Origin of the sequence: Rhizobium sp. BE258, assembly GCF_031457345.1 — a bacterium.
GTDB lineage: Bacteria > Pseudomonadota > Alphaproteobacteria > Rhizobiales > Rhizobiaceae > Rhizobium.
Map to the genome: position 1 here is coordinate 756100 of NZ_JAVDWL010000002.1, position 22541 is coordinate 778640.

The following is a 22541-nucleotide window of genomic DNA, read 5'->3' on the forward strand; positions in this document are numbered from 1 at the left end:
AAACAGAATGCGCAAGCTCGACACCAAGACCATCATCGTCGCCAGCCACAATGCCGGCAAGATCCGCGAAATCCAGGACCTGATCGGCCCGCTGGGCTTCACCGCCAAGTCGGCAGCCGAGCTCAATTTCGTCGAGCCTGACGAGACCGGCACCACTTTCGAAGAGAACGCGAAAATCAAGGCACTCGCCTCTGCCAGCGTTGCCAACATGCCGGCGCTGTCTGATGATTCCGGTCTGGTGGTCGATGCGCTCGGCGGCGATCCGGGCGTTTACACGGCCAACTGGGCCGAGACCGCCGATGGCACGCGCGATTTCGCGATGGCGATGCAGAAGGTCGAGACGGCGCTCGAGACAGCCGGAGCGGCAAAGCCCGAGCAGCGTACAGCCCGCTTCGTCAGCGTTCTCTGCCTTGCATGGCCGGACGGACATACGGAGCTTTTCCGCGGCGAAGTCGAAGGCACCGTTGTCTGGCCGCCGCGCGGCACGCAGGGTTTCGGCTACGATCCGGTGTTCCAGCCGCAAGGCTATGACACCACCTTCGGCGAGATGAGCGCCGAACAGAAACATGGCTGGAAGCCTGGGGATGAGCGGGCGCTGTCGCATCGTGCGCGCGCCTTCAAAATCTTTGTCGAAACCTGCCTGGAAGCGTAAGGTCGGCTCGTGGACGATCTGAACAACCTGACTTCGCTGCGTGATGCCAAGCTTCTGCCGGATACCGGGGAGCCCGGTTTCGGCGTCTATGTGCATTGGCCCTTCTGCGCCGCGAAATGCCCCTATTGCGATTTCAACAGCCATGTGCGGCACCAGCCTGTCGATCAGGAACGTTATGTTGCGGCCTTTCTGAAGGAGATGGCCGCGATCCGCCAGTTGAGCGGGCCGAAGACGGTGACCAGCATCTTCCTCGGCGGCGGCACGCCCTCGCTGATGAAGCCGGAGACCGTGGACGCGGTCCTGAACGGCATTGCCCGGGAATGGCACGTGCCCTCGGGCATCGAGATCACCATGGAGGCCAATCCTTCGAGCGTCGAGGCGGAGCGGTTCCGCGGCTATCGCGTCGCCGGCGTCAACCGCGTCTCGCTCGGCGTTCAGGCGCTGAACGATCGCGACCTGAAATTCCTCGGCCGACTGCACAATGTCGAGGACGCGCTGAAGGCGATCAAGCTGGCGCGTGACATCTTCCCGCGCATGTCGTTCGACCTCATCTACGCACGTCCCAATCAAACAGTGGACGAATGGGAACGCGAGCTCAAGGAGGCCATCTCCTATGCCGTCGATCACCTGTCGCTCTACCAGTTGACGATCGAGGAAGGCACGCCTTTCTACGGTCTGCACAAGGCCGGCAAGCTCATCGTGCCTGACGGCGAGCAATCGGCCGTGCTCTACGAGGCAACGCAGGAGATCACCGAGCGCGAAGGCATGCCTGCCTACGAGGTGTCCAACCACGCCCGCCCCGGCGCCGAGAGCCGCCACAACCTGACCTATTGGCGCTATGGCGATTACGCCGGTATCGGCCCCGGCGCCCACGGCCGATTGACCCGCGGCTCCGAGAAGCTCGCCACGGCAACCGAGCGCAAGCCGGAATCCTGGCTCGAAATGGTCGAGCGTGACGGACACGGCGTTCTCGAAGAGGAACGGCTGGGCTACGAAGAGCAATCGGATGAATTGCTGCTGATGGGCCTGCGGCTGAAGGAAGGCGTCGATCTCGCCCGGTGGCAGCAGCTCTCGGGACGCGATCCGGATCCGGCGCGCGAGGAGTTCCTGCTGGAACACGGCTTCATCGAGCGGCTCGGCAATTCGCGGCTTCGCTGCACGCCATCGGGGATGCTGATCCTCGATTCCGTCGTGGCCGATCTCGCCTGCTAATCCTCAGGCCGCGCGCTTGCGGCCGAGCGCCAGCAACCGCCCGTCGATCGCCGCAAGGCCGATGGCAATCATCGCCATGCCGATCAGATGCTTTGTCTGCAGCTGTTCTCCCAGGATCAGCGCGCCGAGCAGGATGGCGCTGACCGGGATCAGGAAGGTGACAAGCATCAGATTGGTCGCACCCGCCGTCGCCAGAATCCGGAAGAACAGGATGTAGGCGATTGCCGTCGAGAGGATGGCGAGGCCGAACAGCGCCACCCAGGTTTCTGCACCGGGCATTGCCAGCGTCCACGGACGGTCGGCGATCAGGGCGATCGGGATCATCAGCACGGTGGAGGCCGTAACCTGGCCGGCAGCCGGCAATAGCGGCGGCATGCCCATGGCGCGGAAGCGGCGTCCCCATATCCCGGCAAAGGAATAGGAAATCGCCGCACCGAGGACGGCGAGCTGCGCCAGCACGTTCGAGCCGAGATCATGCAGCGCATCGAAGCCGATCATATAGGCCACACCGGCAAAGCCGACGACGACACCGATCAACCGGTTGGCCGTCATCTTCTCGTCCGCCGTCAGGAAATGGGCAACGACGACGGCGAAGAGCGGCGTCGTGGCATTGAGGATCGAGGCAAGCCCGCTGGCGATATGCGTCTGGCCCCAAACGATCAGGCAGAAGGGGATCATGTTGTTCAACACCCCCATGCCGAAGAATGCGATCCAGCTCTTGCCGTCGCGCGGCATGGCATGGCCCATCATCCGCACAATCAGATTAAGCGCGATGGCGGCCAGCAGCACGCGGCCGGTGACGATGGTGAAAGGCGGCAACGCCTTGACCAGGATGCCGTTGAAAAGGAACGAGCCGCCCCAGAGCAGGGAGAGAACCAGCATCATGCCCCATTCGGCCAAGCCCATCTGCTTCTGCATCGTCATCCTCCATCGCACGCAAGCGTCATAGAGCGGCCAGGCGGTAGCGGCCACCCGATTCCTGCAGACGCAGCATGCAGCTACATTCGATTTATTCTCGTCCGATATCGGCAGGCAATGTGCATTGCGGATCCGTTTGATGCCGATATTATTTCCATAATCGGATCGCGGCAAACGAGTCTTTTTCGCCTTACACTTTAGCTGAGCTAAATCATGAGCGACTATCTACCCTCGCTATCGGCCTTGCGGGCCTTCGAAGCCGCAGCCCGGCACCTCAGCATGACGCTCGCAGCCCGGGAGCTGAACGTGACGCCCGGCGCCGTCAGTCTGCAGATCCGCGACCTGGAAGCCGCGCTTGGCGTGCAACTGTTCGACCGCAAGCCGCGGGCGCTGGCGCTGACCGTCGAGGGCGCCGACTACTTCACCACGCTGAGGGCGGCATTCCGGCTGGTGCGCGAAGCGACGGCGGCGATCACCGCCCGGGCGCGCGGCGCGATCCTCAACGTCACCTGTACCGCCGGCTTTGCGACCTACTGGCTGGTGCCCCGGCTTGGCCGGTTTGAAACACTGCATCCGGAGATCGACGTGCGGATCAGCGCCTCACACCGCGTCCTCGATTTTCAGCGCGACGGGATCGATCTGGCGATCCGTCATGGGCTCGGCGGCTATGAGGGGCTGGTCAGCGAACGGCTTGTCGATGACGAGCTCGTGCCGGTCTGCATACCGAAGCTTGCCGGAGAGCTCGGCGAGCATCCCGCCCCCGGGGCGCTGGCGCCCTTCACGCTGATCCATGATGTCTACCGCCACGACTGGCAGCTCTGGCTGGAGGCCGCAGGCGCGACCGGCGTCGATGCGTCCCGCGGGCCGATCTTCATGCATGGCAATGGCGCCTATGAGGCGATGAAGGCCGGTCTTGGCTTCGCGCTGATGCGACGCTCCTTCGTCGACACGGAGCTCAAGGAAGGCGCCGTCATCGCACCCTTCCCGATCGGCGTCGCCAGCCGCCTCGCCTTCCACCTCGTCTATCCGGGCGCCGCCCTTGAACGCCCGGCCGCGGCCGCGTTCCGCCGCTGGCTACTCTCGGAGGCGCAGAGCTAGGCACGTCGATAAATCAAAGGTGAATTATTTAGTCACCTTTATCTTCCTTTTCGCTGATAGTGCGGCTATCAAGCAGTGACTGCCTGTATTGAAGCCGAACGGTGCCATGAATATCCGTTGTTCTGCCATTCCATCTGTATGGCGCGTTAAGGCGCGCTCCTGCCGCGTGGTCAGCACATGGCGGTGCTAGCAGCCACCGAGGCCCAGAGAGGCGCCTACCGCCCGTCAGAACGGCTTGCGTCACTGTTTACCGGCGAGCATGCGTGGTGTGCCGAAAAGCTCATGCTGTCGGCGAACCTGGAAGGCGCGATGTCTCTCAACAGCTTCTTCACCGGCGGAGCGTCGGAACAAGCAATCGACGGCTACGCCGCCATCTCGGGCGGAACCGACCGCCGTGCTGCCGTGTCGATGTGGACGCTCTACTACTTTGCCGGTCTGACGATCGCCTATCTGATTGCGAGGCGCGCCGGAGGCCGGAGGCTGCCGGTTGCTTTCGATGAGATGACCATTGCACTCAACGAGGACGGATTGCCGCGCGCCTTCGGCGTGCCGCATAGCGGTTGGGATGATGGCGCTGCCCGCGGCTCTTTCGAGGCGATCGATCCGCTTCTTGAAACCCATCTCTTCAAGGCCGTAGGCCAGTTGGTGAAGCACGGCATTTCCGCCAAGCTCTGCTGGAACAATGCGGCCGTCTATATCGACTATGCGCTGCGGCTGACCGCAGACAAGGACGACCCCGACTTGGCCCAGGCCGACCTGCCGGTTTTCGTGCGTGGCTGCCTGCCCGATGGCGGCGTCAATCCGCTCTCCGGCTGTATCCGGCACGTGGAGGAGAACGGCGAATGCGTGGCGCGCCGAAAGGTCTGCTGCCTTCGCTATATGCTGCCCGGCATACCCAGCTGCGGCAAGCTCTGTGCGCTCCCCGAAAGGCGCAACCAGTAGCTCAAATACGATCTCCGCCCGCGCCTAATGCCGGCTGGCGCTTCTGGCCTTGAACAGGCTGCCGGTTGGCGTCTGCAGGAACATCTCCAGTGGTATGTGCTCCTGATGCAGGAAGCCCGTCGATGGCAGCAGTCCGTCGCGCACCATCTCGATGACGGCGACGACCGAGGCTGATGTGGTCCAGGCGATCGCCGTCCGTCTCTCTCCGGCAACCTCGATCGGATAATAGGCGCGGACGAATTCCTTGCGGCGCAGGCTGCCTCGCTCGGTGCCTTCGGCGGCGACATGGACATAGACGACATCGTCATCGACAGGCGGCTTGGCGTCGGTCAGGATCTGGCCGGCAAGCTTGCGCTGGTCGCGCATCAACAGTTCGTGGAAGAAGAAATTCATCAGCTCCATGTGGCCGGGATAGCGCATGGTCTTGTAGTCGAGGTTCTCGACCTTGCCGAGCAGCGTATCGCACATGGTTCCGAGCCCGCCGGAGGTGGTGAAGGCCTCAAGCTTGACGCCTTCGACATAGATCGTCTCGTGCCACTCCATCGGCGAAACGAGCTTGCGCACACCGCCCTCGATAACCTCGCAATCGTTCAGATATTCGTTGACGACACCTTCGGGAGACCAGTTGAAGGCATAGCCCAGAAGCCCGGTCGGATGCTGCGGCAAGGCGCCGACGCGCATGCGGATCGAGCGGCAGCGTTCGAAACCGTCGGCAAGGCTCGCGCCGACGATGCCGACGAAGCCCCGCGCCAGACCGCATTGCGGCGCCATGAGGCCGCGTGCGGTCTTCGACAGCTCGATGATGAAATTCGTCGTCGGCACGTCTTCAGTGAGATCGAAATAGTGGACGCCGGCGGCATGCGCAGCGCGGGCAAGCGCGATGTTCAGGTGATAGGGCAGGCAGGACAGGACGGCCTCGACGCTGGACAGGAGTTCGGCCGCGACAGCGGCGTTCGAGATATCACCCGTCCGGCAGGCGAAGGGCACATCCGACAGCGGAAGCTGGGCATCGACGCCGGTGACCTCGAAACCGCCTTCATGCAGAAGCGTTGCGGCGAGACGTCCGACCTTGCCGAGACCGACAACGGCGATTTTCCTGAAGCTCATCCTGTTCCCTCCCAAGCAGCGACCGCTTCACTTTGAGCCGTCTTTGGAGGGGATGTACAGGATAAAAGACCCGTAAAAAGCAAAGGCCGGGATTGCTCCCGGCCGTAGATTTCCAGCGCTCAAAGGCGCACTATTCGTTGATCAGGCGCTTCAGCAGCTCGATCTCGTGTGACAGCTTGGTGTCTTCGGAGATCAGTTCCTCGATCTTACGAACCGCGTGAAGCACGGTCGTGTGGTCACGTCCACCGAAGCGGCGGCCGATCTCCGGGAAGGAGCGCGGCGTCAGCGTCTTCGACAGATACATGGCGATCTGGCGCGGCTTGACGATGACACGCGTGCGGCGGTTCGAGACCAGTTCCTGCCGCGAGACGTTGTAGTGGCGCGCGACGATACGCTGAATGTCTTCGATGCGGACGCGGCGCGGTTCGCCGGAGCCGACGAGATGCGCGAGAAGCTCATCGACGCGCTCGATCGACAGATTGGGCTCGAAGGAGCGGCGGAAGATCAGCTGGTTGAAGGCGCCTTCCAGCTCGCGGCCGCTGGCGGTGACGCTGCGGGCGACATGCGACATCAGTTCGGCCGGAATTTCTAGCGACGGATCTTCGACGCGGGCAACGGCCAGACGGCGCTTGAGGATTTCGAGACGCATCTCGTAGTCCGGGCCGTCGAGCTCGATCGCCACGCCGCCCTGCAGACGCGAACGGACGCGCGGATCGAGCGATTCCAGCTCCCACGGAGCGCGGTCGGCAGCGACCACGACCTGCTTGGCGCTGTCGAGCAGCATGTTGAGCAGGTGGCAGAACTCGTGCTGGATCATCTTGCCCTGCAGGAACTGCATGTCGTCGATGATCAGGAGGTCGATGTTGCGCAGCGAGTCCTTCAGCGTCAGCGCATCATTGTCGCGGATCGCCGTTGCGAAGCGCCACATGAAGTATTCGGCCGTCAGATAGACCACGCGCAGGGCGCGGGGGTTCTGGACAGCGGCATTGGCAATTGCCTGCAGCAGATGCGTCTTGCCGAGGCCGACCGTCGAATGAACGAAGAGCGGGTTGAAGCGCACCGCGCCCTGGCCTGCTTCCGCGATGGTCTTGGCAGCTGCCAATGCAACGCGGTTGGAGCTGCCCTCGACGAAGGTGTCGAAGGTGAAGCGGGAATCCAGCGGCGAGCCAAACAGCGGCTGGCCGAAGGTTGCCGGACGTGCCGCTGCTGCAGCGGAAACGGCCTGCTGGACGGCGTGACCGGCCGGCTGGGCCGATGCCGGACGGCGGATCGGCGTAACCTGCGAAGACGGCTCTTGGGTAGCCACCTCATCGGCAGGCTTGACGCCAGCGCGCGTTGCGGTGCGCACGAGAATTTCGACTTTCAGGATTTCCGCATCTTCCTGCTGGAACAGGCTGGTGATCAGATCCAGATAGCGGTTGTTGATCCACGACTTCAGAAAGGTCGTCGGAACAGTAAGCCGTACGACGCTCTTGGAGACCGAATGAAGCTTCAGACGCTGGAACCAGCTTGCATATACGTCCGGGCCGACCTGTGCCTTCAGACGGGCGCTAACGCGCTCAAAAAGTACGCCATGTTTCATGTCTCCCTTTTCTCCTGCCGCCTCAAGCGAAGTAGAGCCAAACGCCGATGCCTTGTCCCCGTTCTCAAGTGCACCCGCTGCCATAGAATTCATCTGCATCATGCCGCCTTCCAATTTCATTTCACCGGGCGGTCATCCGAAAAAACGGCCGCCCGATCAATTTTCCCCGTTAGACAGGCTGGCGTCCCCTCATGAGCCGCAGGCTTGCCGGTTCACTCAATACAGATGTTCCAGCTCCAAAAGAGAGCGGCGCAGAAACCCGTGGCGGAAACCGCCATCATGGGGCCTCCGTCATGTTGTCTCTTAACCGTACTGGCTGGCGGCCCTCGTTCGCCCGCTAACCAACCGGAACACAAATGTAGTTTCCCCATCCCCTTCGGCTTCACCTTAAACGTGCAGCCGTCGAGCGCACAAAAGCTATCCGTTCCGAGACCAGCCACGGCCGCGGTGCAAATATGCTCAAGTGCTTGAAAAAACGGAGAGATAGACTGCTCCGCGACAAAAGATACAAACTCATCGCCCTGCCGGTATGGCAGTTAAGACTGAACCTTTTCAGGTGATGTCCGCGCCCTTTGCTGGAAGTCATTTAGGCAGGATCGGTTGCGGATATCAACGATGAATTTTACGCAAAATTAAGGAGGGGCCATTGACTCCGGGCACCGGTTTAGGGCGTCACGCCGGTGTCAAAAAAGAATCGCAGAAGAATCAATGAGATTCCCAAAGTGGGTATTTTCGACACGCTATGAAAGAAAAAAAATAAAAATCCGCTTGACTCATTTCGCCCCCCTTCCGGAGGGGGGAGAGTCGCGCAGCGTTGAAAGAACCTAGCGCAAGTATTTGATATTAAACGATTTTTAGTGTCATCCGTCCGACACGAAATCGTCGCTGAATTCGCCATACAAAGGCTAGATCGCGGAATCGAAAAAGCCCGGTAAAATTACCGGGCTAATCATAACGAGCAGTTCGTTAACGAAATGTTATGCGCTTGCGGACGCCGAGAGCGTCTTCAGACGGGCAGCAAGACGCGAGATCTTGCGGGATGCCGTGTTGGCGTGAAGGACGCCCTTGCTTGCGGCGCGTGCCAGTTCCGGCTGCGCTGCGAGGAAGGCTTCCTTAGCCTTGGAAGCGTCGCCGGATGCGAGTGCCTCTTCGACCTGGCGGACGAACGTGCGAACGCGCGAGCGACGAGCCTTGTTGACGTCGGTGCGGCGGGCGATCTTGCGGGTCGCTTTTTTCGCCGAAGCTGTATTGGCCATGGATGCCTCTCAAAAGAATTCGAACAAAACTCCGCCATCACCGCGGGCCCTGCGGCCACAATATCCAGCAATGCGGGAGCATAATCGGAAAACCAGAGCGGCTTCCCGAACCGTGGGCGGGCATATAACTCTAAAGCCGGGCGGCGTCAACGCGGATTTTCACGGAAACGCAGCCTTTCTCCACTGAATGCCCATCAGCGGTGCTTGAAGTCTGGTTTACGCTTTTCGATGAACGCCGTCATCCCCTCTTTCTGATCGTCGGTGGCAAACAGGCTGTGAAAGAGACGGCGCTCGAAACGCAGACCTTCTTCGAGCGTCACCTCGAAGGCGCGGCTGACGGCTTCCTTGGCCATCAGCACCGATGGGCGCGACAAGGAGGCGATCTTGGCGGCGGCCTCCAGCGCCTCGTCGAGCAGGCGCTCCGGCGCCACCACACGCGAAACGAGTCCCGCGCGCTCGGCCTCGGCCGCATCCATCATCCGGCCGGTCAGCACCATATCCATCGCCTTCGACTTGCCGACCGCCCTTGTGAGCCGCTGCGAGCCGCCCATGCCGGGAATGACGCCGAGGGTGATTTCCGGCTGGCCGAACTTGGCCGTCTCGGAAGCGATGATGAAATCGCACATCATTGCCAGTTCGCATCCGCCGCCGAGTGCGAAGCCGCTGACGGCGGCGATCACAGGCTTGCGTGCCTTGGCAATCTCGTCCCAGCCGCCGATGAATTCGGCCTTATATATATCGGCGAATTCGAGCGGCTGCATTTCCTTGATATCGGCGCCTGCCGCGAAAGCCCGTTCTGAGCCGGTCAGGACGATCGCGCCAACGGCGTCGTCGGCATGAAAATCCGCATAGGCCTGCTTCAGCTCGCTCAACACCCTAGAATTCAGCGCATTGAGGGCCTGCGGCCGGTTCAGCGTGATCAGGCCGACATTGCCGCGGGTTTCGACGATCAGGGTTTCGTAGGCCATGCGTTTCTCCCTATTTCTGGCAGACGGGGCAATAGAAGGTGGAGCGGCCCGCCTGGACGATACGCGAAACCGTACCGCCGCAGCCGGGCGTGCGGCAAGGATCGCCTTCGCGATCATAGACAGAGAAGGAATGCTGGAAATATCCCAGCGAACCGTCCGTCTGGATATGGTCGCGCAGCGACGAACCGCCGGCCTTGATCGCATCGGCGATCACATCGCGGATCGACGAGACGAGCAGCTCCAGCGATTCTTTCGGTTTCCCGCTCTTGGTGACGAGGGTCTTGGCGGCTTGCGTCGGCAGGATATGCGAGCGCCATAGCGCTTCGCATACATAGATATTGCCGAGACCCGCGATGTTCTTCTGATCGAGCAATGCGCTCTTCAGCGGCTGCGCCTTGCCTGCGAAACGTTCGGCGAGATAGGCGGCGCTGAGCTCGTTGCCGGTCGGCTCCGGCCCGAGGCCAAAAAGGAACGGATTGGTCTGCAGTTCCGAACGCTCGGCAATATCCATGAAGCCGAAACGGCGGGGGTCATTATAGATGACGCGCCTTGGTCCCTTGCTGCTCTCCAGATGGAAGATGGCGTGGTCGTGCTTCTCGTCTTTCGAGCGCTCGTGATGGAAGTCGCCGGGCACGGTTTGCTGCGCGCCCTCCTCGATCCGGAAGGAGCCAGACATGCCGAGATGCGAAATGATGGTCTTGCCGCTATCGAGATCGATGAGCAGATATTTGGCGCGGCGCCCGAGACCGATGATCGTGCGGCCGGTGACATCGGCCTCGAATTTCTCCGGAAAGGGGAAGCGCAAATTGCCGCGGCGAAGCTCCAGCCGCTCGATGCGCGTGCCCTCCATCGCGGGGGTCAGGCCGCGCCTGACGGTTTCGACTTCTGGCAATTCCGGCATCGTTACCCATCTGTAGCTAAACGTATTTCAACCGCTGGCGATGTGCGCTATAGCGCCAGAAGGCCGCGGCTTGCGATCCGCGCCTACAGATAGCGTCCAAAGCATCGTTTCGCTATGGTCGCCGCACCGATTTCGAGTAACGGAGTTTTCCGATGTCAGACAGCCGCACCTCCGCCGATGGCGGCATGGAAACGTCCTACGGTTTCCGCGAAGTGTCGAACGGCGAGAAGCAGGGCCTCGTCAACGAGGTCTTCCACAAGGTCGCCAAGCGCTACGACATCATGAACGACGTCATGTCTGCCGGCATGCACCGCGTCTGGAAGGACGCGATGATCGCATCGCTGAACCCGCGCAAGGAACCGGGCTACAAGGTGCTCGACGTTGCCGGCGGCACCGGCGACATCGCCTTCCGGATCATCGAGGCTTCCAACCGGCTGGCGCATGCGACCGTGCTCGACATCAACGGCTCGATGCTCGGCGTCGGCGCCGAGCGGGCCGAGAAGAAGAAGCTCTCCGACAATCTCACCTTCGTCGAGGCCAATGCCGAAGACCTGCCCTTCGAGGCCAACAGCTTCGATGCCTATACGATCGCCTTCGGCATCCGCAACGTGCCGCGCATCGACGTGGCGCTGTCGGAAGCCTGTCGCGTGCTGAAACGCGGCGGGCGTCTGCTCGTTCTCGAATTCTCGGAAGTCGATCTGCCGCTGCTGGACAAGGTCTATGACGCCTGGTCGTTTAACGCGATCCCGAAGTTCGGCAAGGCGATCACCGGCGATGCCGAGCCCTACCAGTATCTGGTGGAATCGATCCGCAAGTTCCCCAACCAGGAGAATTTTGCCGCGATGATCCGGGGCGCGGGCTTTTCGCGCGTCAGCTACACCAACTATACGGGCGGTATCGCAGCCCTGCACTCGGGCTGGAAATTATAGAATAGATGAGTGCTTTCGGCGCATATTTCCGGCTTTGGCGCGTCGGCTGGGTGCTGGTGCGCGAGGGTGTCGTATCGGCCCTGCCGTCCGAAGGGCTTCCGCCCGTGGTGGCGCTCGCCAAATCCTCGGTAACGATCTTCGAACGCAGCAAGGCCAAGCGGCAGAAGCGCAGCGACCGCCTGGCGCAGGCCGTCGAGCGGCTCGGCCCTTCCTATGTGAAGATCGGACAGTTCCTGGCAACGCGGCCCGATGTCGTCGGCGTCGATTTCGCCAATGATCTGTCGCAGCTGCAGGACCGGATGACCTTCTTCCCGATTGCGGCGGCAAAGGCCAATATTGAGGGCTCACTCGGGCGTCCTATCGAAGAACTCTACGCAAGCTTCGGCGACCCGATTGCGGCGGCCTCGATCGCTCAGGTTCATCCGGCAGAAGTTGATGACAACGATGGCCGCAAGAAGGTGGCTGTCAAGGTCGTCCGGCCCGGCGTGCGTCAGCGTTTCGGCCATGACATCGAGGCGATGTATCTCGTCGCCCGCTTGCAGGAGCGCTTCATGCCCTCCAGCCGGCGTCTGCAGCCGGTGGAAGTCACCAAGACGCTGGAGCAGACCACCAAGGTGGAGATGGATCTGCGCCTAGAGGCCGCGGCCCTTTCCGAGATTGCCGAGAATACCGAAAAGGATCCTGGCTTCCGCGTTCCCAAGGTCGATTGGGAGCGCACCGGCCGCGACGTCATTACCATGGAGTGGATCGACGGCGTGAAGATGTCCGATGTCGAGGGGCTGCTGGCCGCCGGACATGATCTGAACGCGCTCGCCGACACGCTGATCCAGTCCTTTCTTCGCCATACGCTGCGCGACGGCTTCTTCCATGCCGATATGCATCCGGGCAATCTCTTCGTCGACGCACAGGGCATGATCGTCGCTGTCGACATGGGGATCGTCGGACGGCTCGGGAAGAAGGAGCGGCGCTTCTTGGCCGAGATCCTCTACGGCTTCATCACCCGCGATTATATCCGTGTCGCCGAGGTGCATTTCGAGGCCGGTTACGTTCCCGGCCACCACAATGTCGAGAGCTTTGCGCAGGCGATCCGGGCGATCGGCGAACCGATCCACGGCCAGCCGGCAGAGACGATCTCGATGGGTAAGCTTCTGACGCTGCTCTTCGAAGTGACCGAGCTCTTCGACATGCAGACGCGGCCCGAGCTGGTGATGCTTCAGAAGACCATGGTCGTGGTCGAAGGCGTATCGCGCATGCTCAATCCGCGCTTCAACATGTGGAAGGCGTCGGAGCCTGTCGTCGGCGAATGGATCCGCAACAACCTCGGCCCGAAGCGTATCGTCACCGATCTGAAGGACGGGTTGAAAGCGGCCGTGAAGCTTGCCGAAGCCGTGCCCGAGATCGCTGCGCAGACGGAGAAATTCCATCACCAGCTGCTGCATATGAGCGAGCATGGATTGCGCTTCGACGAGCAGACCACCGAGGCGATCGGCAAGTCCGAGGCACGGCACAACCGCTCGGCGCGCATCGCTCTCTGGATAATTGCCTTGACGCTTCTCTATATTGCCTGGACGTTGAGCTGACTTCAGGCAAAGCAAATGCATGCTGTGTTCGGCATTTGGGATATCCCATGGTGTGACGCACTCGCTTAGTCTCGCCTTCAAGGAGACCAGCAGATGAAGCATGAACGCCCCGGCATAGAATTGTCCGGCCAACCTCTCGGCTTTGCGGAGATGGTGAGGATCGGATCGGGCAAAGTGGCGCTTTCTGCTTCGGCAGCGGGCATGGCGCGGATTCAGCACGCCCGCTTGATCGTCGAAGAGGCCATCAATTCCGGCGTGCCGGTCTATGGCTCGACGACCGGCGTCGGCGCGATGAAGGATGTCGAGTGGTCGAATGACGAGCTCGAAGCCTTCAATCTCGGGCTGGTGCGCGCCCACCATTTCGGCACAGGCACTCCCTTTTCCTGCGCCGTCGTGCGCAATGCGATGGCGATCCGCATCAATACGGCGCTGACAGGCCAGGTCGGTTGCACGGCGGAACTGATCGAAGCTTATATGCGGCTTCTCGACGCCGATCTTATTCCACTGGTGCGCCGGACAGGCTCGATCGGCTGCGCCGATATCGGCCTGATGGGCCAAATCGGCGCAGTGCTCACGGGCGTTGGCGAGGCCGTCTATCGCGGCAAGCGCATGCAGGCGGCCGAAGCCTTCCAGGCGGCTGGGCTGGAGCCTGTCAGGATGGCGCCGCGTGACAGCCTGGCTTCGCTCAGCGTCAATGCCGTGAGCTTTGCCGCTGCCGGCGAAGCGACCCGCAATGCCGCCGCTTCGATCCGCGTCCTTCTTGCGACGGGCATGATGGCAGCCGGCGCGCTTGGCGCCTCACGCGATCCCTGGAAGGCCGTCCGCCATGTGGGCACGGCCCGCGAGGCGCTAATCGGATCATGGCTTTGCAACGCGTCGGACCCTTGGGACTGGCCGGTCGCAACGCATGTTCAGGACCCGCTCAGCCTGCGCATGATCGCCCAGGTGTTCGGTGCGGTGATCGAGAACCTTCTGTCGACAGGGCATAAAATTCTGGCTGCAACGGGCCGCTCCGACGACAATCCTGTCGTCGTCGAGGGCCGGGTGATGACATCGGGCGGTTCGCTACCGCTCGACGTGACGATCCTGCTCGAATCCGCAGCGCTCTGCATGGCGCACGCGGCGCGCAACGCTTTCAACCGTTGCGTCATCCTCGGCAACGGACAGCGCCGCGATCTTCCTGTCAATCTCGTTCCTCCCGGCAAGATCGCCACGGGCTTCGGGCCGATCATCAAGCTCGCCGGTGAAATCTTCTCCCGCGTGCTGTCGATGTCCAATCCCGTCTCGGCGCAGTCTCTCGTTGTGGCCGCCGGTCTGGAAGACGAAGCCGCTTTCCTGCCGCTGGTCATCGAGCGTTTCGAGCGCCAGACGCGCGCGCTCCGGCGCCTCGCGGCGTTGGAGGCCCTGTTGTCGGCGCAGGCGGCCGACATCCTTGGCGACAAGCCGAAGGGTGTGGCGGGGATGATCTATGACGTCGTTCGCAGCCATGCCGAATTCTATACGGTGGACCGGCCGCTTTCGGCCGAGGTCGAAGCGATCGAAGAGGACCTGGGCTCTGACGCCTTTGTTTCGAAGCTGATAGCCGAAATGCCGATCGCCTCCTTCGACGATTTCTTCGCGCTCGGCTCGCTGGAGCGCATCGAAGAACGGCTCGCCACCGAGCCGATGGTTCTCTGAAATTCAAGCATAGAGGAAAGCGGCATGGCTGATTTCGATCTCGTTCTACAGGGTACGGTCGTTCTGCCGGAACGCATTCTGGAGCAGGGCTATGTCGCCGTCCGCGACGGCAAGATAGCCGAAGTCGGCCAAGGCATCCCGCCTGCCGCCCGGGAAAGGCATCTGCTCGGCAAGGCTCTGATCCTGCCCGGCGCGATCGATGCGCAGACGCATTCGCTGTCTCAAAAGGATCAGGAAGACTTCATCTGGTCGACCCGCTCGGCTGCCGCAGGCGGCGTCACCACGATCGTCGACATGCCCTATGACGAGGGCAATCTGGTCTGCTCGGCTGAAGCGGTGAAGAAGAAAGTCGACCATGCCAGCCCGCAGGCACGCGTGGATTTCGCGCTCTATGGTACCGTGGATCCCGAGGAAGGCGCGAAGCGCATCCGCGAGATGGTAGATGCCGGTGTTGCCGCTTTCAAATTCTCGACCTTCGGCACGGATGCCAAGCGCTTCCCGCGCATTCCCCCTGCCCTGCTCGACGAATGCTTTGCGGCCATCGCCCCGACCGGCCTGACGGCCGGCGTCCATAACGAGGATGACGAGGCCGTCCGCACCTATATGGAAAAGGTCAAGGCGAGCGGCATCACCGACTGGCGTGCCCATGGCCTCTCCCGTCCGCCGATCACCGAGCTGCTGGCGATGCATACGATCTTCGAGACCGGCGCCAATACCGGCTGCCCGTCGCATGTCGTGCATTGCTCGCTCGGCCGGGGTTACGACATTGCCCGCGCCTACCGCCGCGACGGCTTCGCGGCAACGGTCGAGTGCTGCATCCACTATCTTACGCTGGACGAGGAAAACGATGTGAAGCGCCTCGGCGGCAAGGCGAAGATCAATCCGCCGATCCGCCCGCGCGCCGAAGTCGAGACGCTGTGGCGCAAGGTCGCTGAGGGCAATGTCTGGCTGGTTTCGACCGACCACGTCAGCTGGTCGGAAAACCGCAAGACCAATCCGGATATGCTGGCGAACTCCTCCGGCGTACCGGGCCTTGAAGTCATGTTGCCGTTGTTCGTGAAGGGCGCGCTGGAGCGCGGCATATCGCTCACCTGGGCGACCAAGCTGATGGCCGAGAACCCTGCGAAGCATTTCCGCCTCGGCCACATCAAGGGTGCGCTGACGCCGGGCAAGGACGCCGATATCGTCGTGCTCGAGCCACGCGAGACCGTTTACGACGCGGCCGCGAGCGGCAACAATATCGTCGGCTGGAGCCCCTATCACGGCATCCGCCTGCCCTGGACCGTTTCGGCCGCCTATCTGCGCGGCGAAAAGATAACCGATGGCGCCAAGGTGCTTTCCGAGCCGGGCAACGGCAAGTTCGTCCGCCCGCTGCCCCGCCACGTCCTTTCTGGAGAACCCGCATGAGCCGCAACCTGCCCGTCAACGCGGGACGCATCGCCGAAGACATCGATGCGCTGGCAAAGATCACTGAACCGGATCACCCCTGGACGCGCCGCGCCTTCTCGCCGCTTTTCCTTGAGGGCCGTGCCTATATCGAGGCGCGGATGAAGGCCGCCGGGCTTGAGACGCGGATGGACGCCGCCGGCAACCTGATCGGCCACCGTGCTGGCACCAAGCCGGGCCTCGGGACGATCATGGTCGGCTCGCATTCCGATACCGTGCCTGACGGCGGGCGCTTCGACGGCATTGCCGGGACGATCACCGCGCTGGAAGTGGCGCGATCGCTGGCGGATCAGAAGATTCAGCTGGATCACGACCTGGAGATCATCGACTTTCTGGCCGAAGAAGTCAGCATCTTCGGCGTTTCCTGCATCGGCAGCCGCGGGATGACCGGGCAGATCCCGGAAGCATGGCTCTCGCGCACCAATGGCGACCGCACGCTTGCCGACGGCATCACCGAGGTCGGCGGTGACCCCGCGACGCTGCTCTCGCAGAGCAGGCCAGACCTGAAGGGTTTCCTTGAGCTGCATATCGAGCAGGGCCCGATCCTCGAGAACGAGAAGAAGGATGTCGGCATCGTCACGGCGATCGCCGGGATCACCCGCATCGAAATCACGGTCGAGGGCCGCGCCGATCATGCCGGGACGACGCCGATGGATGGCCGTGCCGATGCGCTGGTCGCCGCCTCGCAGCTGGTCCTCGACATTCGCGAAGCCGCGGCCCAGCGGGCGAAGACGCCGGGGCATTTTGCGGCAACGGTCGGCGAATTCCGGATCGAACCGAATGCCGCCAATGTGGTGCCGTCGAAAGTCGTGTTGCTGATCGACGGACGCGCCGAGATCCGCGGTGACATGGAAGCCTTCTGCGAGTGGCTGGATGCCCATGTGATCAAGCTGGCGATCGCGCAAGGCGTGACCATCAAATCGCCGAACCGCGTTTCCGACAATTATCCGACGCCCGGCGATCCGCGCCTGCTGAAAATTCTGGAGCAGGCCTGCGACACCGTCGGCGCCAAGCATCGGCGGATGGCATCGGGTGCCGGTCACGATACGGCCTGGGTCGCCAAGGTCGCGCCCGCCGCGATGATTTTCGTGCCCTGCAAGGAAGGCCGCAGCCATTGCGCCGACGAGTGGGCGGAAAATGACGACATCGCGCTCGGCGCCGCCGTGCTGTTTGAGGCGGTCCGCGACATGGACAAGAGCTTGAATGAGGAGAAGGCCTGATGGGACGCATACTCGTTGAGAAGGACGTCGAGGCTGCGGTCAAGGGTGGCTCCGTCTATGCGGCAGGCGGCGGCGGCTGGGCCGACCATGGCCGGATGCTCGGCTATGCAGCGGTCAATGTCGGCAAGCCGGAGCTGGTTTCCATCGACGAACTCAAAGATGACGACTGGATCGCGACGGCTGCGGCCATCGGCGCGCCCGCCTCGACCACGCCTTGGGAAATGCAAGGCATCGACTACGTCAAGGCCGTGCAACTGCTGCAGGAAGAGCTTGGCGAGAAGCTGTCGGGCCTGATCATCGGCCAGAACGGCAAGTCTTCGACGCTGAACGGCTGGCTTCCCTCTGCCATTCTCGGCACCAAGGTTGTCGACGCCGTCGGCGATATCCGCGCACATCCGACCGGCGACATGGGCTCGATCGGCATGGCCGGTTCGCCGGAGCAGATGATTCAGACGGCGGTCGGCGGCAATCGCGCCGAGAACCGCTATATCGAACTGGTGGTCAAGGGTGCGACGGCGAAGATCTCGCCGATCCTGCGCGCCGCCTCGGATCAGTCGGGCGGCTTCATCGCCTCCTGCCGCAACCCGCTGCGGGCCTCCTATGTGCGCAAGAATGCCGCACTCGGCGGCATCTCGATGGCGCTGGCGCTTGGCGAAGCGATCATCGCTGCCGAGAAGAAGGGCGGATCGGCGGTGATCGACGCGATCTGCAAAACGACAGGCGGCAGCATTCTCACCGAAGGCATCATCACCAAGAAGGACGTGGTCTATACCAAGGAAGCCTTCGATATCGGCACCATCGTCGTCGGCTCCGGCGACAACGCGGTGACGATGCATGTGATGAACGAATATATGGCGGTCGACGATGCCGGCGGTACGCGCGTCGCGACCTTCCCGTCCGTCATCACCACGCTCTCTCCTGACGGCGAGCCGCTGTCTGTCGGCCAGCTGCAGGCAGGCATGCATATCTTCATCCTGCATGTGCCGATGGAGATCATTCCGCTTTCGGCCAGCGTTCTCGATCCGACGGTCTATCCCTCCGTCGAAAAGGCAATGGGTATCGAGATCGCGCGCTACGCGCTGTCATCGAAGGCCTGAGCTAAAATCCCTTTCCCCGGCGGGGCAAGGGAAGCCGCAATCAAAGAGGAATATCGCGATGCCGAAGCAGAATCCACGCCACCCGAAATTTCCGATCCCCGGCGGGCCGGAGCTGCGCGCCAAGGGCTGGCGGCAGGAGGCTTTGCTGCGGCTTCTCGAAAACGTGCTGTCGGTCGGCGAAGACCCGGAAAATCTGATCGTCTACGCGGCCCTCGGCAAGGCGGCGCGCAACTGGGCGGCCCACAAGGGTATCGTCAAGGCACTGACCGAGATGGACGAGGACCAGACACTGCTGATCCAATCCGGCAAGCCGATCGGTCTGGTGAAGACACACGCCAAGGCGCCGCTGGTGATCATGGCGAACTGCAACATCGTCGGGCAATGGGCGAAGGCCGAGGTTTTCTACGAGCTTCAGCGCAAGGGGCTGATCTGCTGGGGCGGGCTGACGGCCGGCGCCTGGCAATATATCGGCAGTCAGGGCGTCATCCAGGGCACCTACGAGATCTTCATGCGCATCGCCGAGCGCCGTTTCGGCGGCGATCTCTCCGGACGCTTCGTGCTGACGGCGGGCCTCGGCGGAATGGGTGGCGCACAGCCCCTCGCCGGGCGCATGGCGGGTGCCGCGATCCTCTGCGTCGATATCGATGCCGACAGGGCGAAGAAGCGCCAGGAGATCGGCTATCTGCAGGAAATCGCGCCTGACCTCGATACGGCTTTGAAGATGATCGATGACGCCGTCAAGGAAAAGCGCGCGCTTTCGGTCGGCCTCGTCGGCAACGCGGCAGAAGTCTACCCGAAGATTGCCCGGCGCGGCATCGTGCCCGATGTGGTCACCGACCAGACCTCGGCGCATGACCTCGTCTACGGCTACGTTCCGAAGGGCATGAGCATCGCGCAGGTGAAGGAATTGCGCGACGACGGTCAGGGGCAACTGATGGCGGCCAGCCGCGCCTCGATCGTCCAGCACGTCACGGCTATGCTGGAATTCCAGAAGAAGGGTTCCGAGGTCTTCGACAACGGCAACCTTATCCGCACCCAGGCCAAGGAAGGCGGCGTTCAGAACGCCTTCGACATTCCGATCTTCACCGAGGCCTATCTGCGCCCGCTCTTTGCCCGCGCCATCGGCCCCTTCCGCTGGATGGCGCTGTCGGGTGAAGAGAGTGACATCGCCCGCATCGACGATCTGCTGCTCGAGATGTTTCCCGACAACAAGATCATCACCAACTGGATCCGGCTGGCCCGTGAACATGTGCCCTTCGAAGGCCTTCCCGCCCGCATCGCCTGGCTCGGCCACGGTGAGCGCACGGCGCTGGCGCGGAGGGTCAACCAGCTGGTCGCCAGTGGCGAATTGAAGGGGCCCGTCGCCTTCTCCCGCGACCACCTGGATGCGGGCGCCATGGCGCATCCAAACATCATGACCGAGCGGATGAAGGATGGCTCCGACGCCATAGCCGACTGGCCTCTGATCGACGCCATGATGCTCTGCTCCTCGATGGCCGACCTCGTCGTCGTCCATTCCGGCGGTGGCGGCTATGCCGGCTACATGACGAGCTGTGGCGTCACCGTCGTTGCCGACGGCACCGATGACGCCGACGAGCGCCTCGACCACGCGCTGACCAACGACACGGCGCTGGGCGTCATGCGCTATGCGGATGCGGGCTATGAGGATGCGCTTGACGAGGTTGCCAAGAAGGACGTGCCGTATATCCGGCTTGGTTGAGATTTCGCCTAACCCCGGACGCTTGAAAACCGCCTTGCCGCATAGGCAGCGGCAAAGGCGCAGGCGAGCATGGCAAGTGTGAAGAAGACGACCGCGGACCATCCTTCGGCCGAGAAGAACCAGCCTCCGGCCGAGCCCATGACGCTGGAGCCGACGTAATAGGCCAGCATATAGAGCGACGACGCGTGGCCCTTGGTGTCTTTGGCAAGCTTGCCGACCAGGCCGCTGGCGATCGAGTGGCTCATGAAGAACCCGCTGGTCAGCACGATGATGCCGAGGATGATGACAGGCAGGGACGCCGAAAGTGTCATCGCGCTTCCGGCTGCGGTGACGGCAAGGCCGGTGAGCAACACGGCGAAATGGCCGAAACGATCGCCGAGAATGCCGCCGATCGATGAGGCGCCGATGCCGAACATGTAGACGGTGAAGATCAGGCCGAGTTCGGTTTGCGTGAGTTCATAGGGCGGCGCGACGAGCCGGAAGCCTGCGTAATTGTAGATCGTCACGAAGGAGCCCATCGCCAGGAAGGCGATGGCGAAGACGACGGGAAGTGCCGGATTGCGGAGGTGGCCGATCCATGCCCGGAGATGAAAGCGCGGGTCGAAGCCCGAGCGGCGGACAAAATTGCGCGACGCCGGAAGCAGTAGGATGAAGCCGATAGCGGCAGCAAGGCCTATGGTCCCCATCAGCGCCATCGCCGGGCGCCAGCTCAGATATTCGGCAAAGATCCCGGTCAATACCCGGCCGGACATGCCGCCGAAGGCGGTTCCGCCGACATAGAGGCCCATAGTGGCGCCGAGCCCTTTCGGATCGATCTCTTCGGCAAGATAGGCCATTGCCACAGCGGGCACGCCGCCGAGAACGAAACCTTGCATGCCGCGCAGCACCAGCAGCAAGTGCCAATCCGGTGAGAAAGCGGCGGCGATCGTCAAGAGCGAGGCACCGATGAGCGAAATCGACATCAGGCTGCGGCGGCCGAGACCTTCGGAAACGGCGGCGGCGCAGACGATGGCGATTGCCAGAAATCCCGTTGAGAGCGACAGCGCCAGAGAGCTCTCAGCCGGGCTGACGGCGAACTCGGAGGCGAAGACCGGAAGCAGCGGCTGGACGCAATAAAGCAGCGAGAAGGTCGAGAAGCCTGACAGGAACAAGGCAAGGCTCGCCCGCCGGTAGGACGCGGTGCCGCGGGTCAGATAATCCCTTGCAGGCGCCATCGCCTGCGCCTCGACCGGAGAAATGTCGCTCATTCTTGCTGCTGTCTTTGGCATATCAGGCGCCTTTCGCCTTTGATCTAGCCAGCGGGGCGCAATTTGTCCAATATATGGAACAACCATTCTCGATAGCTTTCGGAGATAGCGCAGATGGAGCTCCGGCATATCCGTTATTTCTTGGCCGTTGCCGAGGAGCGCAATTTCACCCGCGCCGCAGCCAAGCTCGGCATCGGCCAGCCTCCGCTCAGCCAGCAGATCCGCGATCTGGAGGCGGAAGTGGGCGCTGCGCTTTTTCATCGAGTGCCGCACGGGGCGGAACTGACGGCGGCCGGTGAAGCCTTTCTCGGTGAGGCGAAAGCATCGCTCGCCGCCGCCGAGAAAGCCAAGCTTGCAGCGCAACGGGCGAACCGCGGCGAGACTGGGCGGCTGGCGCTCGGCTTCACCGCGTCCTCGGCATTCAACACCGTTGTCAGCGCAACGATCCGGCGATTCCGGGCACAATGGCCGGAGGTACGGCTGTCATTGACCGAGATGAACACGCTGGCGCTGATGGAGAAGCTGCAGCGTGGCGAGCTCGACGCGACCTTCATGCGCCCGAGCCTGGATGATCCGCCCGGTGTCCGGCTGAAGCGGCTTGCCGACGAACCGATGGTCATCGCACTTCCGGCACGCCATCCGCTGGCAAAGCGCGCCGCACTGCCGCTCTCGCTGCTCGCCAACGAGCCGTTCATCCTCTTTCCGCGGCTTGTGGGACTCAGCCTGTTCGATGACGTTGTGCTCGCCTGCCGGAAGGCCGGATTCGAACTTGAAGTGGCACAGGAAGCGCCGCAGATCTCCTCGGTCGTCAATCTGGTCGCCGCGGAACTCGGCGTGTCCATTGTTCCGGAATCGATAGCGCAGATCAGGCTCGACGGCGTCGCCTACCGGCCGATCGAGGGACCGCCCGCCGTTGCCCGGCTGGCGCTCGCGGTTCTCAAGACCCAGCGCTCGCCGGTCACGGAAAACCTGATGAGCCTGCTGTAGAT

At 62.5% G+C, this 22541-nt stretch carries 19 protein-coding genes; 12 read left to right on the forward strand and 7 right to left on the reverse strand.

Features of this window, described 5'->3' with window-relative positions:
* Nucleotides 1–7: 7 nt before the first annotated feature.
* Together rdgB and hemW are read left to right on the forward strand one after the other, a co-directional pair.
* A complete protein-coding gene (gene rdgB, locus J2X43_RS08990; protein WP_310293326.1) occupies nt 8–652 on the forward strand; it encodes an RdgB/HAM1 family non-canonical purine NTP pyrophosphatase in 645 nt (214 codons plus the stop codon).
* A 9-nt stretch (nt 653–661) separates the two neighbouring features.
* Nucleotides 662–1864 carry a radical SAM family heme chaperone HemW gene (hemW, locus tag J2X43_RS08995; RefSeq protein WP_310293327.1) on the forward strand — a complete coding sequence of 401 codons (1203 nt, stop codon included), beginning with the start codon at nt 662–664 and terminating at the stop codon, nt 1862–1864.
* 3 nt (nt 1865–1867) lie between these two features.
* Here the strand turns inward: hemW and J2X43_RS09000 are convergent, their stop codons facing one another.
* Nucleotides 1868–2788, reverse strand: a complete 921-nt coding sequence (locus J2X43_RS09000; RefSeq protein WP_112538409.1) for a DMT family transporter — start codon at nt 2786–2788, stop codon at nt 1868–1870.
* Between the two features lie 207 nt (nt 2789–2995).
* Here J2X43_RS09000 and gcvA point away from each other — a divergent pair, with 207 nt between their 5' ends.
* A complete protein-coding gene (gene gcvA / locus J2X43_RS09005) occupies nt 2996–3880 on the forward strand; it encodes a transcriptional regulator GcvA (RefSeq protein ID WP_310293330.1) in 885 nt (294 codons plus the stop codon).
* A 177-nt stretch (nt 3881–4057) separates the two neighbouring features.
* A complete protein-coding gene (fhuF, locus tag J2X43_RS09010) occupies nt 4058–4822 on the forward strand; it encodes a siderophore-iron reductase FhuF (protein WP_310293332.1) in 765 nt (254 codons plus the stop codon).
* Between the two features lie 24 nt (nt 4823–4846).
* Here the strand turns inward: fhuF and J2X43_RS09015 are convergent, their stop codons facing one another.
* The 5 genes from J2X43_RS09015 to mutM all read right to left on the reverse strand — a co-directional run bounded on the left by J2X43_RS09015 (nt 4847) and on the right by mutM (nt 10636).
* A complete protein-coding gene (locus tag J2X43_RS09015) occupies nt 4847–5929 on the reverse strand; it encodes a saccharopine dehydrogenase C-terminal domain-containing protein (protein WP_310293334.1) in 1083 nt (360 codons plus the stop codon).
* 130 nt (nt 5930–6059) lie between these two features.
* Nucleotides 6060–7610 carry a chromosomal replication initiator protein DnaA gene (dnaA, locus tag J2X43_RS09020; RefSeq protein WP_112385388.1) on the reverse strand — a complete coding sequence of 517 codons (1551 nt, stop codon included), beginning with the start codon at nt 7608–7610 and terminating at the stop codon, nt 6060–6062.
* Between the two features lie 878 nt (nt 7611–8488).
* On the reverse strand, nt 8489–8767 hold the full coding sequence (rpsT, locus tag J2X43_RS09025; protein ID WP_112385227.1) for a 30S ribosomal protein S20: 279 nt from the start codon (nt 8765–8767) through the stop codon (nt 8489–8491).
* Between the two features lie 194 nt (nt 8768–8961).
* On the reverse strand, nt 8962–9735 hold the full coding sequence (locus tag J2X43_RS09030) for an enoyl-CoA hydratase (RefSeq protein ID WP_112385226.1): 774 nt from the start codon (nt 9733–9735) through the stop codon (nt 8962–8964).
* A gap of 10 nt (nt 9736–9745) precedes the next feature.
* Entirely contained in the window at nt 9746–10636 is an 891-nt protein-coding gene (gene mutM, locus J2X43_RS09035) for a bifunctional DNA-formamidopyrimidine glycosylase/DNA-(apurinic or apyrimidinic site) lyase (protein WP_112385225.1), read from the reverse strand.
* A gap of 152 nt (nt 10637–10788) precedes the next feature.
* On the opposite strand from mutM, the gene ubiE reads away from it, so the two are divergent.
* The 7 genes from ubiE to J2X43_RS09070 all read left to right on the forward strand — a co-directional run bounded on the left by ubiE (nt 10789) and on the right by J2X43_RS09070 (nt 20305).
* Complete coding sequence (ubiE, locus tag J2X43_RS09040; RefSeq protein WP_310293335.1) at nt 10789–11565, forward strand: bifunctional demethylmenaquinone methyltransferase/2-methoxy-6-polyprenyl-1,4-benzoquinol methylase UbiE; 777 nt, start codon at nt 10789–10791, stop codon at nt 11563–11565.
* Between the two features lie 5 nt (nt 11566–11570).
* A complete protein-coding gene (gene ubiB / locus J2X43_RS09045) occupies nt 11571–13145 on the forward strand; it encodes a 2-polyprenylphenol 6-hydroxylase (RefSeq protein ID WP_310293337.1) in 1575 nt (524 codons plus the stop codon).
* Nucleotides 13146–13238: 93 nt separating this feature from the next.
* Nucleotides 13239–14822, forward strand: coding sequence for an aromatic amino acid lyase (locus tag J2X43_RS09050; RefSeq protein ID WP_310293339.1), 1584 nt, complete (start codon nt 13239–13241; stop codon nt 14820–14822).
* Nucleotides 14823–14846: 24 nt separating this feature from the next.
* Nucleotides 14847–16229 (forward strand): amidohydrolase family protein, encoded by a 1383-nt coding sequence (locus J2X43_RS09055; RefSeq protein WP_310293340.1) that lies wholly within the window; start codon nt 14847–14849, stop codon nt 16227–16229.
* Entirely contained in the window at nt 16226–17488 is a 1263-nt protein-coding gene (locus J2X43_RS09060) for a Zn-dependent hydrolase (RefSeq protein WP_310293342.1), read from the forward strand. The genes J2X43_RS09055 and J2X43_RS09060 overlap by 4 nt, the downstream gene beginning before the upstream one ends.
* Nucleotides 17488–18585, forward strand: coding sequence for a DUF917 family protein (locus J2X43_RS09065; RefSeq protein WP_310293344.1), 1098 nt, complete (start codon nt 17488–17490; stop codon nt 18583–18585). The genes J2X43_RS09060 and J2X43_RS09065 overlap by 1 nt, the downstream gene beginning before the upstream one ends.
* Nucleotides 18586–18643: 58 nt before the next feature.
* Nucleotides 18644–20305, forward strand: a complete 1662-nt coding sequence (locus J2X43_RS09070) for a urocanate hydratase (protein WP_310293346.1) — start codon at nt 18644–18646, stop codon at nt 20303–20305.
* Between the two features lie 8 nt (nt 20306–20313).
* Here J2X43_RS09070 and J2X43_RS09075 read toward each other — a convergent pair whose 3' ends face one another.
* Nucleotides 20314–21552 (reverse strand): MFS transporter, encoded by a 1239-nt coding sequence (locus J2X43_RS09075; RefSeq protein ID WP_310293348.1) that lies wholly within the window; start codon nt 21550–21552, stop codon nt 20314–20316.
* Between the two features lie 114 nt (nt 21553–21666).
* Here J2X43_RS09075 and J2X43_RS09080 point away from each other — a divergent pair, with 114 nt between their 5' ends.
* Nucleotides 21667–22539: a LysR family transcriptional regulator gene (locus J2X43_RS09080; RefSeq protein WP_310293349.1), complete on the forward strand. Its 873-nt coding sequence runs from the start codon at nt 21667–21669 to the stop codon at nt 22537–22539.
* Nucleotides 22540–22541 lie beyond the last annotated feature (2 nt).

Coding starts and splice junctions, on each gene's coding strand:
- rdgB (WP_310293326.1), top strand. CDS start 8: ATGCGCAAGCTCGACACCAAGACCATCATCGTCGCCAGCCACAATGCC.
- J2X43_RS09000 (WP_112538409.1), bottom strand. CDS start 2,788: ATGACGATGCAGAAGCAGATGGGCTTGGCCGAATGGGGCATGATGCTG.
- gcvA (WP_310293330.1), top strand. CDS start 2,996: ATGAGCGACTATCTACCCTCGCTATCGGCCTTGCGGGCCTTCGAAGCC.
- fhuF (WP_310293332.1), top strand. CDS start 4,058: ATGGCGGTGCTAGCAGCCACCGAGGCCCAGAGAGGCGCCTACCGCCCG.
- J2X43_RS09015 (WP_310293334.1), bottom strand. CDS start 5,929: ATGAGCTTCAGGAAAATCGCCGTTGTCGGTCTCGGCAAGGTCGGACGT.
- dnaA (WP_112385388.1), bottom strand. CDS start 7,610: ATGCAGATGAATTCTATGGCAGCGGGTGCACTTGAGAACGGGGACAAG.
- rpsT (WP_112385227.1), bottom strand. CDS start 8,767: ATGGCCAATACAGCTTCGGCGAAAAAAGCGACCCGCAAGATCGCCCGC.
- J2X43_RS09030 (WP_112385226.1), bottom strand. CDS start 9,735: ATGGCCTACGAAACCCTGATCGTCGAAACCCGCGGCAATGTCGGCCTG.
- mutM (WP_112385225.1), bottom strand. CDS start 10,636: ATGCCGGAATTGCCAGAAGTCGAAACCGTCAGGCGCGGCCTGACCCCC.
- ubiE (WP_310293335.1), top strand. CDS start 10,789: ATGTCAGACAGCCGCACCTCCGCCGATGGCGGCATGGAAACGTCCTAC.
- ubiB (WP_310293337.1), top strand. CDS start 11,571: ATGAGTGCTTTCGGCGCATATTTCCGGCTTTGGCGCGTCGGCTGGGTG.
- J2X43_RS09050 (WP_310293339.1), top strand. CDS start 13,239: ATGAAGCATGAACGCCCCGGCATAGAATTGTCCGGCCAACCTCTCGGC.
- J2X43_RS09055 (WP_310293340.1), top strand. CDS start 14,847: ATGGCTGATTTCGATCTCGTTCTACAGGGTACGGTCGTTCTGCCGGAA.
- J2X43_RS09060 (WP_310293342.1), top strand. CDS start 16,226: ATGAGCCGCAACCTGCCCGTCAACGCGGGACGCATCGCCGAAGACATC.
- J2X43_RS09065 (WP_310293344.1), top strand. CDS start 17,488: ATGGGACGCATACTCGTTGAGAAGGACGTCGAGGCTGCGGTCAAGGGT.
- J2X43_RS09070 (WP_310293346.1), top strand. CDS start 18,644: ATGCCGAAGCAGAATCCACGCCACCCGAAATTTCCGATCCCCGGCGGG.
- J2X43_RS09075 (WP_310293348.1), bottom strand. CDS start 21,552: ATGAGCGACATTTCTCCGGTCGAGGCGCAGGCGATGGCGCCTGCAAGG.
- J2X43_RS09080 (WP_310293349.1), top strand. CDS start 21,667: ATGGAGCTCCGGCATATCCGTTATTTCTTGGCCGTTGCCGAGGAGCGC.